This window comes from Streptomyces brevispora, from assembly GCF_007829885.1.
In the GTDB taxonomy this organism is placed as follows: Bacteria; Actinomycetota; Actinomycetes; order Streptomycetales; family Streptomycetaceae; genus Streptomyces; species Streptomyces brevispora.
Genome location: NZ_VIWW01000001.1, coordinates 4880841 through 4895353, shown reverse-complemented (window position 1 = coordinate 4895353; position 14513 = coordinate 4880841). Strand labels below are relative to the sequence as shown.

At 72.5% G+C, this 14513-nt stretch carries 11 protein-coding genes; 5 read left to right on the top strand and 6 right to left on the bottom strand.

What is annotated here, in order from left to right:
- The first annotated feature begins 31 nt into the window (after window positions 1–31).
- From FHX80_RS22795 to FHX80_RS22775, 5 genes are all read left to right on the top strand, one after another.
- Complete coding sequence (locus tag FHX80_RS22795) at window positions 32–1909, top strand: ABC transporter substrate-binding protein (RefSeq protein ID WP_145765894.1); 1878 nt, start codon at window positions 32–34, stop codon at window positions 1907–1909.
- Between the two features lie 130 nt (window positions 1910–2039).
- Entirely contained in the window at window positions 2040–3122 is a 1083-nt protein-coding gene (locus FHX80_RS22790) for an ABC transporter permease (protein WP_145765893.1), read from the top strand.
- Between the two features lie 11 nt (window positions 3123–3133).
- Entirely contained in the window at window positions 3134–4087 is a 954-nt protein-coding gene (locus tag FHX80_RS22785) for an ABC transporter permease (RefSeq protein WP_145767443.1), read from the top strand.
- Window positions 4084–5112, top strand: coding sequence for an ABC transporter ATP-binding protein (locus FHX80_RS22780; RefSeq protein WP_145765892.1), 1029 nt, complete (start codon window positions 4084–4086; stop codon window positions 5110–5112). Before FHX80_RS22785 ends, FHX80_RS22780 begins: the two co-directional genes overlap by 4 nt.
- Window positions 5109–6104 carry an oligopeptide/dipeptide ABC transporter ATP-binding protein gene (locus FHX80_RS22775; protein WP_145765891.1) on the top strand — a complete coding sequence of 332 codons (996 nt, stop codon included), beginning with the start codon at window positions 5109–5111 and terminating at the stop codon, window positions 6102–6104. The genes FHX80_RS22780 and FHX80_RS22775 overlap by 4 nt, the downstream gene beginning before the upstream one ends.
- A 57-nt stretch (window positions 6105–6161) precedes the next feature.
- On the opposite strand, the gene FHX80_RS22770 is transcribed toward FHX80_RS22775, so the two are convergent.
- From FHX80_RS22770 to FHX80_RS22740, 6 genes are all read right to left on the bottom strand, one after another.
- Window positions 6162–7268 (bottom strand): XdhC family protein, encoded by a 1107-nt coding sequence (locus FHX80_RS22770; RefSeq protein ID WP_145765890.1) that lies wholly within the window; start codon window positions 7266–7268, stop codon window positions 6162–6164.
- 195 nt (window positions 7269–7463) lie between these two features.
- Entirely contained in the window at window positions 7464–8417 is a 954-nt protein-coding gene (locus FHX80_RS22765) for a bifunctional riboflavin kinase/FAD synthetase (RefSeq protein ID WP_145765889.1), read from the bottom strand.
- 43 nt (window positions 8418–8460) lie between these two features.
- Entirely contained in the window at window positions 8461–12564 is a 4104-nt protein-coding gene (locus FHX80_RS35220) for a trypsin-like peptidase domain-containing protein (RefSeq protein ID WP_208764705.1), read from the bottom strand.
- A 206-nt stretch (window positions 12565–12770) separates the two neighbouring features.
- Window positions 12771–13727 (bottom strand): tRNA pseudouridine(55) synthase TruB, encoded by a 957-nt coding sequence (truB, locus tag FHX80_RS22750; protein WP_145765888.1) that lies wholly within the window; start codon window positions 13725–13727, stop codon window positions 12771–12773.
- On the bottom strand, window positions 13724–14176 hold the full coding sequence (rbfA, locus tag FHX80_RS22745; protein ID WP_123462623.1) for a 30S ribosome-binding factor RbfA: 453 nt from the start codon (window positions 14174–14176) through the stop codon (window positions 13724–13726). The genes truB and rbfA overlap by 4 nt, the downstream gene beginning before the upstream one ends.
- 24 nt (window positions 14177–14200) lie before the next feature.
- Window positions 14201–14497, bottom strand: coding sequence for a DUF503 domain-containing protein (locus FHX80_RS22740; protein WP_145765887.1), 297 nt, complete (start codon window positions 14495–14497; stop codon window positions 14201–14203).
- Window positions 14498–14513: the final 16 nt, after the last annotated feature.

The window sequence follows — 14513 nt, the reverse complement described above, 5'->3', positions numbered from 1 at the left end:
CCGTGCGAGTCATGACGCGAGGTCCCTGACGATGGTCGAAAGAGTTCCACCACACGCCGCCCAGCCACGCTCACGTCTGCGTATCCTCCTGGCCTCCGGTGCCGCCGCCCTCGGGCTCGCAGCCGCGTCCGTCGTGCCAGGGGTACCCCTCGGGGCCGCCGCGCCCCAGCAGGCGCAGGCCGCCGACAGCGGCAGGACGACACTGACCGTCGCGGTCGCGCAGAGCGTCGACTCACTGAGTCCGTTCCTCGCCCAGAAGCTGCTGAGCACCAGCGTCTCCCGGCTGATGTACGACTTCCTGACGAACTACGACGCCAAGGACAACCACGCGATCCCGGGCCTCGCCACCAAGTGGGAGCCTTCCGCGGACAAGCTGACGTGGACGTACACCATTCGGTCCAACTCCAAGTGGTCCGACGGTCAGCAGGCCACCGCCGAGGACGCCGCCTGGACGTTCAACAAGCTCATGACCGACGAGGGCGCCGCCCAGGCCAACGGCAACTTCGTCACCAACTTCAAGAAGGTGACGGCTCCCAGCCCGACGAAGCTGGTCATCGAGCTCAAGGAGCCGCAGGCCACCATGGCCGCGCTCGACGTTCCGATCGTCCCCAAGCACGTCTGGGAGAAGGTCGGGGACTTCTCGAAGTTCAACAACGACACGAAGTTCCCGATAGTGGGCAACGGGCCCTTCATCCTGTCCGACTACAAGGTCGACCAGTATGTGAAGCTCACCGCCAACAAGGACTTCTGGCGCGGCTCGCCCAAGTTCGACGAGGTGGTCTTCAAGACCTACAAGGACCAGGACGCCGCGGTCGCCGCACTCCGCAAGGGTGAGGTCTCCTTCGTCGCCGGCTCGCCCGCACTGACCCCCGCCCAGGCCGCGTCGCTCAAGGGCGAGAAGAACGTCAAGGTCAACGAGGGCCCCGGCCGCCGGTTCTTCGCCCTCGCCACCAACCCGGGTGCGCAGACCAAGGACGGCAAGAAGTTCGGCAACGGCAACAAGGCCCTGCTCGACCAGAAGGTCCGTCAGGCGCTCTTCCTGTCCATCGACCGCAAGACGATCATCGACAAGGTCTTCCAGGGCCACGCCGTCGAGGGTCAGGGCTACATCCCGCCGCGCTTCTCCGCGTACTACTGGCAGCCGTCCGGGAGCCAGAGCCTCGCCTACGACCCCGCCAAGGCGGCCCAGCTCCTGGACCAGGCGGGCTACAGGCTCAAGGGTGACCAGCGCGTCGGCAAGGACGGCAAGCCGCTCGACCTGCGCATCCTCTGCCACGCCACGGACCCCAACGACAAGGCGATCGGCAAGTACCTCAAGGAGTGGTGGGGCAAGCTCGGCATCGGCCTCAAGGTCGACTGCCTCGACGACGTCTCCGTGCCCTGGTACGCCGGTGAGTACGACCTCGCCTTCGACGGCTGGTCCGTCAACCCGGACCCGGACTTCGTCCTCGGCATCCACACCTGCGCCGCCCTGCCGACCAAGGCGAAGGCGAGCGCGAGCACGGACAACTTCATCTGTGACAAGACGTACGACGACCTGTACAAGAAGCAGCTCGCCGAGTACGACCCGGCCAAGCGGGCGGACATCGTCAAGCAGATGCAGTCCTGGATGTACGACTCCGGGTACATGAACGTCATCGCGTACCCGAACGCGGTCGAGGCCTACCGCACCGACCAGATCAAGTCGATCACGACCATGCCCGAGGCGGCCGGCAACATCTACGGCCAGGACGGCTACTGGAGCTGGTGGTCGGCCGTACCGGCGGGCAGCGGCGGCGACGCGGACAGCGACAGCGGCTCCGGCTCCACCGGGGTCGTCATCGGCATCGTGGTCGTCGTCGTGGTCCTGGCGGGTGGCGGGTTCCTCGTCATGAGGCGCCGTCGCACCACCTCGGACGACCGCGAGTAGTTCCACGGGAGTTCCGCGGGCCGCGGGTATGTTCCGCGGACGGGATGAGAGAGAGCGGCGGCGGGGCCCCGATCAGTCGGCCCCGCCGGCCGGTCCCTCTAAGGGCAGCACGAGCAACGAGAGTTCCCCCATGACAGCTGACAGCACTCCGGCGCTCGTGAGACAGGCGGATGCGGACACGGACGGGCCGGCTCCGGCCGGTCCACCGGCCGGCCGCGGGCCACGGGCGCGCAACACGAAGGCCTACCTCAAGTACGTGGCCGCCAAGATCGTCGGCGCGGCAGTCTCGCTGTTCGCCGTTCTGGTCACCAGCTTCTTCCTCTTCCGGCTCATCCCCAGCGACCCGGTGAAGCAGATGACGGGCGGCCGTCCCGTCTCGGCGCAGCAGCTCGACTCGCTGCGTCACCAGTTCGGCCTCGACCAGCCGATGTGGCAGCAGTTCACCAGCTACGTGGGGGACGCGCTCACCGGCGACTTCGGCACCTCGTTCCAGTTCCACGCCCCGGTCATGGACAAGATCACCGAGGCGCTTCCGGCGACGCTGCTGCTCACCGGCACGGCGTACCTCCTCTACAGCGCGCTCGGCATCTGGCTGGGTACCCGTACCGCCTGGCGCAACGGTTCCATGAGCGACCGGTTCAACACCGCGCTCGCGCTCACGCTCTACTCGGTGCCGTCGTTCTGGCTGGGTCTGCTGCTGATCATCGTCTTCTCGGTGGGCATCGGGCCGATTCCGGGCATGTTCCCGACCGGCGGCCTGGAGTCGGGCACCGAGACGGGCTTCGCCTACGTCCTCGATGTCGCGCACCACATGGTGCTCCCGGTGATCACCCTGGTCGCGGTCGGCTATGCGCAGACGCTTCTGGTGATGCGCTCCTCGCTGCTCGACGAGATGGGCAGCGACTATCTGACGACGGCCCGCGCGAAGGGGCTGCGCGACGACACGGTCCGCCGCAAGCACGCCGTCCCCAACGCGATGCTGCCGGCCTTCACGCTGATGTTCGTCAACCTGGGGCAGGTGGTCGCCGGACAGATCCTGGTCGAGACCGTGTTCTCCTGGCCGGGCCTGGGCGGCCTCTTCTACCAGGGGCTCAGCGTCCCTGACCTGCCACTCGTCCAAGGGCTGTTCTTCGTCTTCGCCACCGCGGTGATCCTGGCGAACACCCTGGCCGATGTGCTGTATCCGCTGCTCGATCCCCGGGTGGGCCGATGAGAGCCGAATCCATGCCCGCCTCCACGCCCGAGGCCGAGAAGCCGACGCCCGAAGGGCCCGGGGCCGCGGCGGCCAAAAGCCCTCGCGCGCTGGCACGGGCCCGCAAGCGCCGCTCCGTGGCCCGCTTCTGGCGCGAGTACCGCAGGCACCCTGGCGGCCTGTGGGGCCTGGCCGGGCTCATCCTGATCGGGCTGATCGCCCTGTTCGCGCCGGCGCTGGTCGGTACCGACTCGCAGAGCGTCACCGCCGCCCCGGGCGGTGCGCTGGAGGCGCCGAGCGGTGAGTTCCCGCTCGGCACGGACCAGTTCGGACGGAGCGTGCTCGCCCTGCTGGTGTGGGGAGCACGGGTCTCGCTGACGGTGGGGCTGCTCGCGGCGTTCCTGTGCGTCGCCATCGGTACGGTCGTCGGCATCCTCGCCGGACACTTCCGCGGCTGGTACTCGACGGTCCTGATGCGGGTCACCGACTGGTTCCTGGTGATGCCGACCCTGGTCCTGGCGATCGCGCTCGCCACCGTGATGGACCGCTCCCTGTGGACGGTCATCATCGCGATCGGCGTCACCACCTGGCCGACGACGGCCCGTCTGGTGCGGGCGCAGACGCTGGCCGTGGAGTCCCGCCCCTACATCGAACGGGCCCGGGCGCTGGGCGGCGGCCACGGCCACATCATGAGCCGTCACGTGCTGCCGAACGTGATGCCGCTGGTCCTCGCCCAGACCACGCTGGTGATCTCCAGCGCGATCCTGACCGAGGCCACCCTGGCCTTCCTCGGCCTCGGCGACCCGACCATCACCTCATGGGGCGGCATGCTCCAGGACGCGCGCGAGGCCGGCGCCGTGAGCGCGGGCGACTGGTGGTACCTGGCGCCGCCCGGTATCGCCATCGCCCTGGTCGCGCTGGCGTTCACCCTGTGCGGGCGCGCCATCGAGTCCGTCCTCAATCCCAAGCTGGGGGTGGCCCGTTGAGCACGACGAGCATCCGCAAGACGCCTCTTCTCCAGGTACGCGACCTGACGGTGACGTACGCCGGCGGGGCCCAGGCGGTCCGCGGGGTGAATCTGGAGGTCGAAGCGGGCCGGAAACTCGGCATCGCCGGGGAGTCGGGCTGCGGGAAGTCGACGCTGGCGCTCGCGCTGCTGCGTCTGCTGCCGGCCGGCACGAAGGTCTCCGGTGAGATCCTGCTGAACGGCGAGGACGTCCTCGGCATGAAGTGGGGGCAGGTCCGGGCCGTGCGCTGGGCCGGTGCCTCGATCGTCTTCCAGGGCGCGATGCACTCGCTCAACGCGGTGCACCGCGTCGGGGACCAGATCGCCGAGCCGATCGTGCTGCACCGCCGGACGAGTCAGGCCGCCGCCAGGAAACGGGCCGGCGAGCTGCTGGAACAGGTGGGGCTGCCCGCCGCGCGGGCGGACGCCTATCCGCACGAGCTCTCCGGCGGACAGCGGCAGCGCGTGATGATCGCGATGGCGCTCGCCTGCGATCCGGGGCTGATCATCGCCGACGAGCCGACGACAGCCCTCGACGTGATGATCCAGGCGCAGATCCTGCGCCTGATCGAGGAGCTGGTCTCCGAGCAGGACCTCGGGCTGATCATGATCAGCCACGACCTGGCGGTGCTCTCGGACACCTGCGACCGGCTCGCGGTGATGTACGCGGGGCGGGTCGTCGAGGAGGGCCCCGCGTCCGAGGTCTACGAGAGCGCGACCCACCCGTACAGCAAGGCCCTGTCGGGCGCCTTCCCGCGCATCGGGGACCCGGCCTCCCGGTTCGCTCCCCGGGGGCTGCCGGGCGATCCGCCCGACCCGTCGGCGCTGCCGGCCGGCTGCACGTTCCACCCGCGCTGTCCGGTGGCCCTGGACTCCTGCACCACACAGGACCAGGAGCTGCGGGACTCCGGGCCCGGACGCCAGGCCGCCTGCGTGCTGGTGGGCCCGGAAGGGGCCGCCGCCCCGGCCCTGCCGGGCGCCGAGGAAGCAAGGAGCACATCATGACCACCACCACGGACCTGCTCAGCGCGCAGGGGCTGCAGGTCACCTTCCCCGGCAGGCACGGAGCCGAACCCGCGCGTGCCGTGGACGGGGTCGACCTGGACATCAGGCCGGGCGAGATCGTCGCACTGGTCGGCGAGTCCGGGTGCGGCAAGACGACGCTGGCCCGGTCGCTGCTGGGCCTGGTCCCGCCGACCTCCGGGCAGATCACCTTCGGCGGCAGGCCGCTGGACTACGGGAGCCGTGCGCTGAAGGCGTACCGCAAGCGGGTCCAGCTGGTGCTCCAGGACCCCAGCGGTTCGCTGAACCCGCGGCACACGGTGTACGACGCCGTGGCCGAGGGCCTGCGGATCCACCGGTACGGCGGCGACGAGCGGGCGGCGGTGACGGACGCCCTGTCCCGGGCGGGGCTGCGGCCCCCGGAGCGGTTCTTCCTGCGCTACCCGCACGAGCTGTCGGGCGGTCAGCGTCAGCGGGTCGTGATCGCGGGCGCCCTGGTCCTGGAACCGGAACTCATCGTGGCCGACGAGCCGGTGGCCTCGCTGGACGCCTCGGTGCGCGGCGAGATCCTGGCGCTGCTGCTGCGGCTGAGGGACGAACTGGGCCTGTCCGCACTGGTGGTCACGCACGATCTCGGTCTGGCGTGGAACATCGCGGACCGGGTGGCGGTGATGTATCTCGGCCGGATCGTGGAGACCGGTGACGTCGAGCAGATCCTCACGGCTCCCCGGCATCCCTACACCCAGGCGCTGCTGTCGGTGCTGCCGGAGGCGGAGGGCGATCCGGTGGTGCTGACCGGTGAGCCGCCGGACCCGTCCAAGGTGCCGTCCGGCTGCCGCTTCCATGTGCGCTGCCAGGTCCTGGCCTCCGGCGAGGCGGAGCGCGCGGGTGTCGCGGACGCGTGCCGTACGAAGGATCTGCCCGTGCTGGCCGGGGGCGGCGAGACACAGGTGGCGTGCCACTGGGCGAACGCGACGGTGGCGGCGCGGGCTTAGGGGCCGAAACGGTGTGTGCGGGCAGGTCCGGGTCTCCGGGCCTGCCCGTTCCCCCTGCTACGGGTGCTCGTGGTGGATCGCGCCCCTGAGTTCGCCGAGCGGCCGCCCCGTGCCGCCCCAGCGGTGCTGAATGATCTCCGCCGCGATCGAGACGGCCGTCTCCTCCGGCGTACGGGCCCCCAGGTCGAGCCCGACGGGTGAGGCGAGCCGGGCCAGATCGGCTTCGTCCACCCCTTCCTCCCGCAGCCGTGCGAGCCGGTCGCGATGGGTGCGCCGGCTCCCCATCACACCGATGTACGCGGCCGGTGTGCGCAACGCGGACACCAGCAGCGGGACATCGAACTTCGGATCGTGTGTCAGGACGCAGACGACCGTGCGCCCGTCGATGTCCGTGTCCGACAGATAGGTGTGCGGCCAGGCGCAGACGACCTCATCGGCGGTGGGAAACCGCTCACGGGTCGCGAAGGCCGGACGGGCGTCGCACACGGTGACCCGGTACCCGAGGAACGACCCGATGCGCGCGGTCGCGGCCGCGTGGTCGATGGCGCCGAAGACGAGCATGCGGGGCGGTGGCGCGTACGTCTGGACGAAGACGGGGACGTCCTGCATCCGGCGCTCCCCGCGCACCCCGTACCACTGCCGGCCGGTCGCCCCCTGGGCGAGCAGGCCTCGGGCGTCGTCGGTGACGGCCGCGTCGAGCCCCTCGTTGCCGAGCGAGCCCCGTGCGCTGCCGGCCCGGACCACCAGCCGGGCACCGGCCGCCGCGGCGCCCGGCAGGACGGTGGCCACGGCGACGGGCTCACCACGCACGATCGAGTCGGTGACCCCCCGGAGCCATGCGCGGTCGGCCTCCGCCGCGAAGGGCGCGACCAGGACCTCGATGGTGCCGCCGCAGGTCAGGCCGACACCGAACGCCTCGTCGTCGCTGATCCCGTACGACTGGAGCTGCGGGCTTCCGGTGGCGAGCACCTCGCCCGCCACCTCGTACACCGCGCCCTCGACGCAGCCGCCGGACACGCTACCCGCCACCGCGCCGTCGGCGGTCACCGCCATCGCCGCGCCGGGGGCCCGCGGGGCGCTGCCCCGGACGGAGACGACGGTCGCCAGGGCGAAGGGCGTACCGGCGTCGTCCCAGGCACGCAGTTCAGAGAGCAGTTCACGCACGGTACGGACCTCCGCCTCCGGCCCGGCTCACCCGGCCAGGACGCGCCCCACCCTAAGTGAGCCTCCGTGCCGAAACGCTGAGCGCTGCGGCTTGTGCGCGGGGTCCCGCCACATGGACGCAGGGCGCTCCCGGCGCACCGGACGGGTGGCTCGGCCCTCGCCGTACACCGAGCACAGCCCGGTCATACGCGGAGCTCAGCCCCGGTCGTACGCGGCGATCAGCTCGCTGCACCGCTTCACATCGGCGGCCATCGCCACGAGCAGCTCGTCGATCGAATCGAACTTCAGCATCCCGCGTACGTAGGCGAGGAAGTCCACGGCGACGTGCAGCCCGTACAGATCGAGGCCGACCCGGTCGATCGCGTACGCCTCCACCGTCCGCTCGGTGGCGTCGAACTGCGGGTTCGTGCCGACCGAGATCGCGGCGGGCATCGACTCACCGTTCACGTTCAGCCAGCCCGCGTACACACCGTCGGCGGGGATCGCGGTGTGCGGCAGGGTCTCCACGTTCGCGGTGGGGAAGCCGAGCTCGCGTCCGCGCTGCGCACCACGGACGACGATGCCCTCGACGCGGTGCGGGCGGCCCAGGATCTCGGCGGCGCCGGCCACATCGCCCTCGGCGACCAGGCGCCGGGTGAGCGTGGAGGAGAACGGCTCGCCGCCGCCCGCCTCGCCGCGCACCCGCAGATCGATGACCTCGACCCGGTAGTCGTACGTACCGCCGCACTCGGCGAGCAGCTGCACGTTCCCCGCGGCCCTGTGGCCGAAGCGGAAGTTGGGGCCCTCTATGACCAGCCGCGCATGGAGCTTGTCGACGAGCACCTTGACGATGAAGTCGGCCGGGGCGAGCTTCGAGAACTCGGTGGTGAACGGCAGGATCAGCAACGCGTCCACGCCGAGTTCCGCCATCAGTTCGGCACGGCGGTGGTACGGGGCGAGCAGCGGCGGATGGCTGCCGGGCCGGACGACCTCGCTGGGGTGCGGGTCGAAGGTCACGACGACCGACGGGACGCCCAGCTCACGGGCCCGCTCGACGGCCCGGCCGATGATCAGCTGGTGTCCGCGGTGCACCCCGTCGTAGGAGCCGATGGTGACGACGCTGCGTCCCCAGTCCTGGGGGATGTCCTCCAAGCCACGCCAGCGCTGCACTCTGACCGCTCCTCGCCCGAACCTGTGTACGTGGGTTTGTCTCTTACGCAGGTCTAAGACTGCCATGCTCACGCCCTGCGGCCTGCATCGGCATGGGCGTGGGGGTCCCGAGGGCCTCCATCGTCCGCCGCGCACCGGCACCGACGACCGCCGCCCACTCCTGCGGGGCGTCCGCCAGCCACCCGCTGACCAGGGCGGCGAATCCGGGTACGTCACGGGCCAGTTCGACCAGCCGGCGGTCGAACCGTCCGGCGCCTTCGGGCGTCCGGACGAGCAGCGTCCCGGTGCGGTGGACCAGGGCCCTGGTACGGGCCCGGCTGCGCCCGGCACAGCCGGCCGCGGCAGCCCGCAGCAGGGCGTCCAGCACGATCGGGTCCCGGTAGGCGCCGCCCTGCTCGAAGTCCAGCAGCACTTCCAGTAATTCGTCGCGCAGCGGCTGCGAGGCCGGGCTGCCGGGCGAGGCCAGTACCCCGGCGAGCGCGCCGCGGACCGGCGCGGTCGCGGGACGGTCCCGGAGCAGCCCGGTCAGCAGGGGAAGCAGCAGGGCGCGGGCGGCGGGCCCGTGCTCCAGCCTGCGGTCGAGGTACGCCGCGGCGTGCACGGTGTCCTCGGGGTGGCTGTCGACGTACGCCCGCACGAGCCCGGCGGCGTGCAGGGCCAGCGCTGGGGCATCGATCCCGGCGAGGGCGCGCAGCACGTCGCCCGCGCTGTCCCCGGGCCGCACGAGACGGTCGCGGTACGCGGTCAGCACCGGCTCGGGGTGCGTGGGCAGGGCGACGGCGAGCGCGGCCGGGGACAGCCGGGGGCCGTCCGCGGCGAAGACCCGCAGTGCCTGCGGCAGATAGCGGTCCCTGGTCTCCGGATCGGCCACGAGCCGGGCCAGCGCGGGCCCGTGCAGATCGGTGTCGCCGGGGCGGGCCAGCAGGGCGAGGACGGAGCGGCGCAGCAGGGCCCGGTCGGCGTCGCCGGTGAGGTGCGGTGCGAGGACCGCTCCGTAGGAGGCTGCCGCGATCCGCCGGGTGCGGCGGTCGTCGCGCGACCACCGCTCGACGGCCCGGCACAGCGCCGAGGGTTCGTCCTCGGCCAGCGCGGCGAGCAGTTCCCCGGCGCGGGGGTGGTCGGTCGAGACGAGCGCGTCGGCCAGGTCGTCCACGGCGAGGTCGCGGCGGGCGTAGAGAAGGGCCTGCGCGGCTGCCGCGACGGTCGGGCGCATCGCCACCACTTCCTCCTCCTCACCGGCGAGCGGCTGCTCGTCGGTGAACCAGGTGCACAGGAGCGGCTGGAGGGTACGCGGATGGGCGGCGAGGCGCCGTGCCACGGCGTCCAGGAAGCGCCCGCCATCGGCGTCGCCCTCGGCGCACGGCGGTCCGTCAGCGGGGACGAGCCGCCGGAACAGATCCATCCGGTCCGCCTCGGGCAGCCGCAGCCGCCGCCAGAACCATGGCCCGAACTCCGCGTACACACCCTGCGCGCCGGACCCGCCCGCCTCGGCCGAGCTCCGGACGATGCGTCCGGTGAGCAGCCGGAGCACCCCGAGATGCGGGCGGGCGTCGGGCACCCGCAGCAGTGTCTCGGCGAGCAGATGAGCGGCCCACCAACGGGCGTCCGGAGGCGGGCAGCCACCGTCACGGGCGGCGGGCGGTGCGGCGGGGGCGCCGGTCGGGCGCACGGCCGTGGCGGTGCCGGTCGGGGGCGGCGCGGCCGCGGTACCGCTCGGGCACACGGCGGCGGGGGCGCCGGTCGGGCGCACGGCCGTGGGGGCGCCGGTCGGGCGCACGGCCGTGGCGGTGCCGAAGGCCGCGCGCGGACCGGTGCCGGGGACAGCGGGGACGGAGCCGGTCGCGGCCTCCCGTGCCGCCGTGGGCGCCGGGCCGATTGCCGACGGGCCCTGTCCGCCGGTCCTCACCACCGCGTCGTCCCGTTCCACCGGCAGCCGGTCCAGCGCCTCGATCAGGTCGGCCAGCCGGTGGGCCAGCGCGGCGGGGCCCTGACGGCGGCCCAGGAGCAGCAGCGCCTGGATCACGGGGCCGATCCGATGGCGCGGCACGGGAAGGGTGTGCGGCTCCACATCATCGGCGCCCGCAGCCACTCCCGCTCCCACTTCCGCTCCCGCACTCCCACCCTCGCCCGCTCCCGCTCCCGCGACGGAGGCGGAGGCGGAGGCGGAGGCGGAGGCGGAGGCGGAGGCGGAGGCGGGTACAGGCGCGGGTAGGGAGGCGGGTACAGCCGCGGTCCCGGGCCCGCCGACCGCGCCCGGCCTTCGGGGGTGCGGGACCCGCCCGCCGCCCTCCCCAGCAGAAGCACCTGCAGGAGCACCTGCGGAAACGCCCGCGGAAGCGCCCGCGGAATGCCAGCGGTGCACCAGTGCCCGCAGCGCGGCGTCCAGGTCCAGATGCGCACCCTGGACCCAGTCCCCCAGCTCCTCGTGCGCGAAGCGGTAGCCCGCTCCCGCCGGGACCAGCAGCCCTTCCGTGAGCACGGCCGGCGCCCAGCCCGTGCGCCACGGGAAGACCTCCTCGAACGCGGCCCGGTCCAGTTCTCCCTGCCCCGGTCCCAGACAGCGCCGGGCCGCCTCGTGGACCTGCCCCGCCACCCGCGCCGCCAGCCGCCGTACCGCCGTGCCCCGCGGTGCCGGACGGCACTCGGCGGCGATCCGGACCGCGATGCGCAGGCACATCAGGTCCAGGTGCGCGCCGAAGACCTCCTCCGTACCGGGCCGCCCCCGCGTGTCCGGGGGCAGGGCCTCGCGCACCTGGGCCAGCAGCCGCAAGGTGAGCGGGTGCCGGTCGTGGCCGGGGGCGAGCGCGTCGGGCGGGAGCGCGTACCGCTGCCGGGCCGCCTCGGCCTGACCCACGGTGAAGTCCTCGATGCGCACGGCGGACGGCAGCCGCCGGGCGGGCTTGGCGGGGCGGTGCAGCGCGCCGGGCGGGCAGAGTGCTCCGGCGGTCTCCCAGTGCTCGGGGCGACAGGCGACGACGAGCCGCGCCCCGTTCGCCCGCAGCCAGCCGACCGTGCCCGCGCTCCACCGGGCCAGCCGGTGCGCCAGGACGGGCGGCATCTCCTCCGGGCCGTCCAGCAGGACGAGCAGCGGGCTGCCGGAGTCCGCCGCCAGCCGGGCCACCCGCTCCGGGGTGGCGGCCGTCATGTCGCCGACGGCTCCGGCGGCGGTGACGATGCGTCCGGCCTGCCGCAGCGTGCGGGCGATCGCGTCGGCGAGGGAGGTGTCGTCGGCCAGCAGATCGGCGCCGCGCAGCCACACGGTGAGCGCGGGCACCGGGCCGCGGGCCCGCCGGGCGGCGAGCGCGGCGAGTTCGGTGGTGCGGCCCGTACCCGGCTCTCCGACGAGACCGAGAACCACTGCGGGCTCCTCGCCGGGAGCCGTCGGACCGGCCGCGGCGAACGCGCTGAACTCCGCGGTGGCCTCGGGCCGTTCCACCGGATCGGGCCAGGCGCTCGGTCCGCCCGCCGAACCGACGGACATGGCGGTCAGCTGGAGGGCTCCGGCAAGGTTGAGATCGCGGCCGTAGCCGGGGACGCTCATGGCGTTGCGCCGCAGCAGGGCGTCCAGCGGTCCCCCGTCGCCCGCCCCGGCCAGCGGTACCGCGCATCCGGCGGCCGCGTGCCCGGCCCGCAGAGCGGTGCCGAGAACCGCGACGACCGCTCCGGTGTCCGGGTCGAGGACCGGCCCGCCCACGGCCGCACCGCCGAGCCGCAGCGCGTCGCGCCCGTCCGTGCCGAGGGCCAGTTCCAGCGCCCGGTCGATCCGGTGGGTGCCGCCGCCGGCGGTGTACGTCACCGGGACCGGGCCCAGGACGCGTGCCTCGCGCCAGCCGTGCGCGGCGATCGTCACATACGTGCCGGCTTCGATCCGCTCCCGCAGCACGATCGGCAGCGGCCTGCCACCCAGCGCCTCCGGTCCACCGGTGGGCAGGAGCGCGAGATCCAGCTCGGGCAGGGCGGTGATGTCATCGGCCTCGACGCGGCAGCTGCGTCCGTCCGTGCCGTGCAGGACGAGGTGTGTGACCCCCTCGACCGCCTCGTGACTGGTCACAACCGTTCCCCGGTCGTCCGCGACGAACCCGGTCCCTCTCGGCCGGCCGGCCGGATCGCACAGTCGTACCAGCGTCGCCCGGTCCCCGCATCCCATGATCCGACGTTAGGTCCGCGGTGATCGCCAAGAGACAATCGGAGTAAAAGCGCCCCCGTATGCACCCCTGATTCACTCCGAGCGCCTGCCCATTGGGGTGAATCAGGAGCGTTCCGTGGACAGGAATCGGTGGGGGACCGTGGAGCGGGCACAGGGGCCCTGCCCGCTCCACGATGCGGACGCCGAAGGCGTTCAGCCGCAGACGCTCAGCCGAAGACGGCGAGGCTCTTGGCCTTGCCCTTCTGCTCCTCCACGAGGACCAGGAACCGCCCGTCGGGCCCGAAGACCGCGACCGGCCCCGGCGGGTACGCGGGCATGTCCAGCCGCATCCCGTTCAGCAGCAGCTTGGCCCGCTTCTCGTCGACGTCCCAGCGCGGGAACGCCGAAGCGGCGGCCTCGGCCACCGGCATCACGACCAGCTCTTCCTGATGCTGGTCCAGCGTCCTCGCCCCGTCGATGCCGTACGGACCGACGCGGGTGCGCCGCAGCGCGGTCAGATGCCCGCCCACTCCGAGTCCGGCGCCAAGGTCACGGGCGATGGCCCGGATGTACGTACCGGAGGAGCAGACCACCGAGACGACGAGGTCGACCACCGGGGTGCCGTCCTCGGCGACGGCCTCGCGGACGTCGTAGACCTTGAAGGACGAGATGGTCACCGGCCGGGCCGGGATCTCGAACTCCTCGCCGCCGCGCACCCGTGCGTAGGACCGCTTGCCGTCGATCTTGATGGCGCTGACCTTGGACGGCACCTGCATGATGGCGCCGGTCAGCTCGGCGACGCCCGCGTCGATGCCCGCGCGTGACACACCGGAGGCGTCGGTGGACGAGATGATCTCGCCCTCCGCGTCGTCCGTGACGGTGTCCTGGCCGAGCCGGATCGTACCGAGGTACTCCTTCTCGGTCAGCGCGAGATGGCCCAGGAGCTTGGTGGCCTTCTCGACACCGAGCACGAGCACGCCCGTCGCCATCGGGTCCAGCGTTCCGGCATGGCCGACGCGGCGGGTCCGGGCGATGCCGCGCATCTTGGCGACGACGTCGTGCGAAGTGAAGCCGGACGGCTTGTCGACAATGACAAGTCCGCCCTCCCGTCGCCCGCCGCCACCCGTGCCCGAGGTCGCTGCGCTCCCGCTCCCTTCCTGGGGCGTCTTGTTCTGCGCTGTCATTCGGAGGCGGTGTCCTCGTCGGTCTCGTCCTCCGGCTTGCGGTACGGGTCGGCGTCGCCGGCGTACGTGGCGCCCGAGGACGCCTCGCGCACCTTGGCGTCCGAGGCCCGTGCCCGGTCGAGGAGGTCCTCGATCGCCTTGGCGTTCTCGGGGAGCGCGTCCGCCATGAAGGCGAGCGTGGGGGTGAACTTCGTCCCCGCCGCCGCCCCGACCGCCGAGCGCAGGATGCCCTTGGCGCTCTCCAGGCCGGCTGCCGCGCTCGCCCGGTCCTCGTCGTCGCCGTAAACCGTGTAGAAGACCGTGGCCTCCCGCAGGTCGCCGGTGACGCGGGTGTCCGTGATGGTCACGTGCGTACCCAGGCGCGGGTCCTTGATTCCGCGCTGCAGTTTCTCGGCGACCACCTCCTGGATGAGGTCCGCCAGCTTCTTAGCCCGCGCGTTGTCGGCCACTGGTCCGTCTCCTTCTCGCCTTGCTCAATCGTCTTCGTCGCTGTGCAGCCGCCGCCGTACGGACAGCAGCTCCACTTCCGGCCGGCCGGCGATCAACCGCTCGCACCGGTCCAGCACGTCGTTGAGGTGCCCGGTGTCCCCGGAGACCACGGCCAGGCCGATCTCGGCCCTGCGATGGAGGTCCTGGCCGCCCGTCTCCGCCACGCTCACCGCGTACTTGCGCTGGAGCTCGGCGACGATCGGACGGACCACGGAACGCTTCTCCTTCAGCGACCGTACGTCGCCGAGAAGCAGATCGAAGGACAGTGTCCCCACATACATGTGTGTCCGGATGTCC

Bases quoted from the DNA above. Each gene is read 5' to 3' on its own strand.
- FHX80_RS22790 (WP_145765893.1), top strand. From the start codon at position 2,040: ATGACAGCTGACAGCACTCCGGCGCTCGTGAGACAGGCGGATGCGGAC.
- FHX80_RS35220 (WP_208764705.1), bottom strand. From the start codon at position 12,564: ATGGGATGCGGGGACCGGGCGACGCTGGTACGACTGTGCGATCCGGCC.
- FHX80_RS22775 (WP_145765891.1), top strand. From the start codon at position 5,109: ATGACCACCACCACGGACCTGCTCAGCGCGCAGGGGCTGCAGGTCACC.
- truB (WP_145765888.1), bottom strand. From the start codon at position 13,727: ATGACAGCGCAGAACAAGACGCCCCAGGAAGGGAGCGGGAGCGCAGCG.
- FHX80_RS22785 (WP_145767443.1), top strand. From the start codon at position 3,134: ATGCCCGCCTCCACGCCCGAGGCCGAGAAGCCGACGCCCGAAGGGCCC.
- FHX80_RS22740 (WP_145765887.1), bottom strand. From the start codon at position 14,497: ATGTATGTGGGGACACTGTCCTTCGATCTGCTTCTCGGCGACGTACGG.
- FHX80_RS22795 (WP_145765894.1), top strand. From the start codon at position 32: ATGGTCGAAAGAGTTCCACCACACGCCGCCCAGCCACGCTCACGTCTG.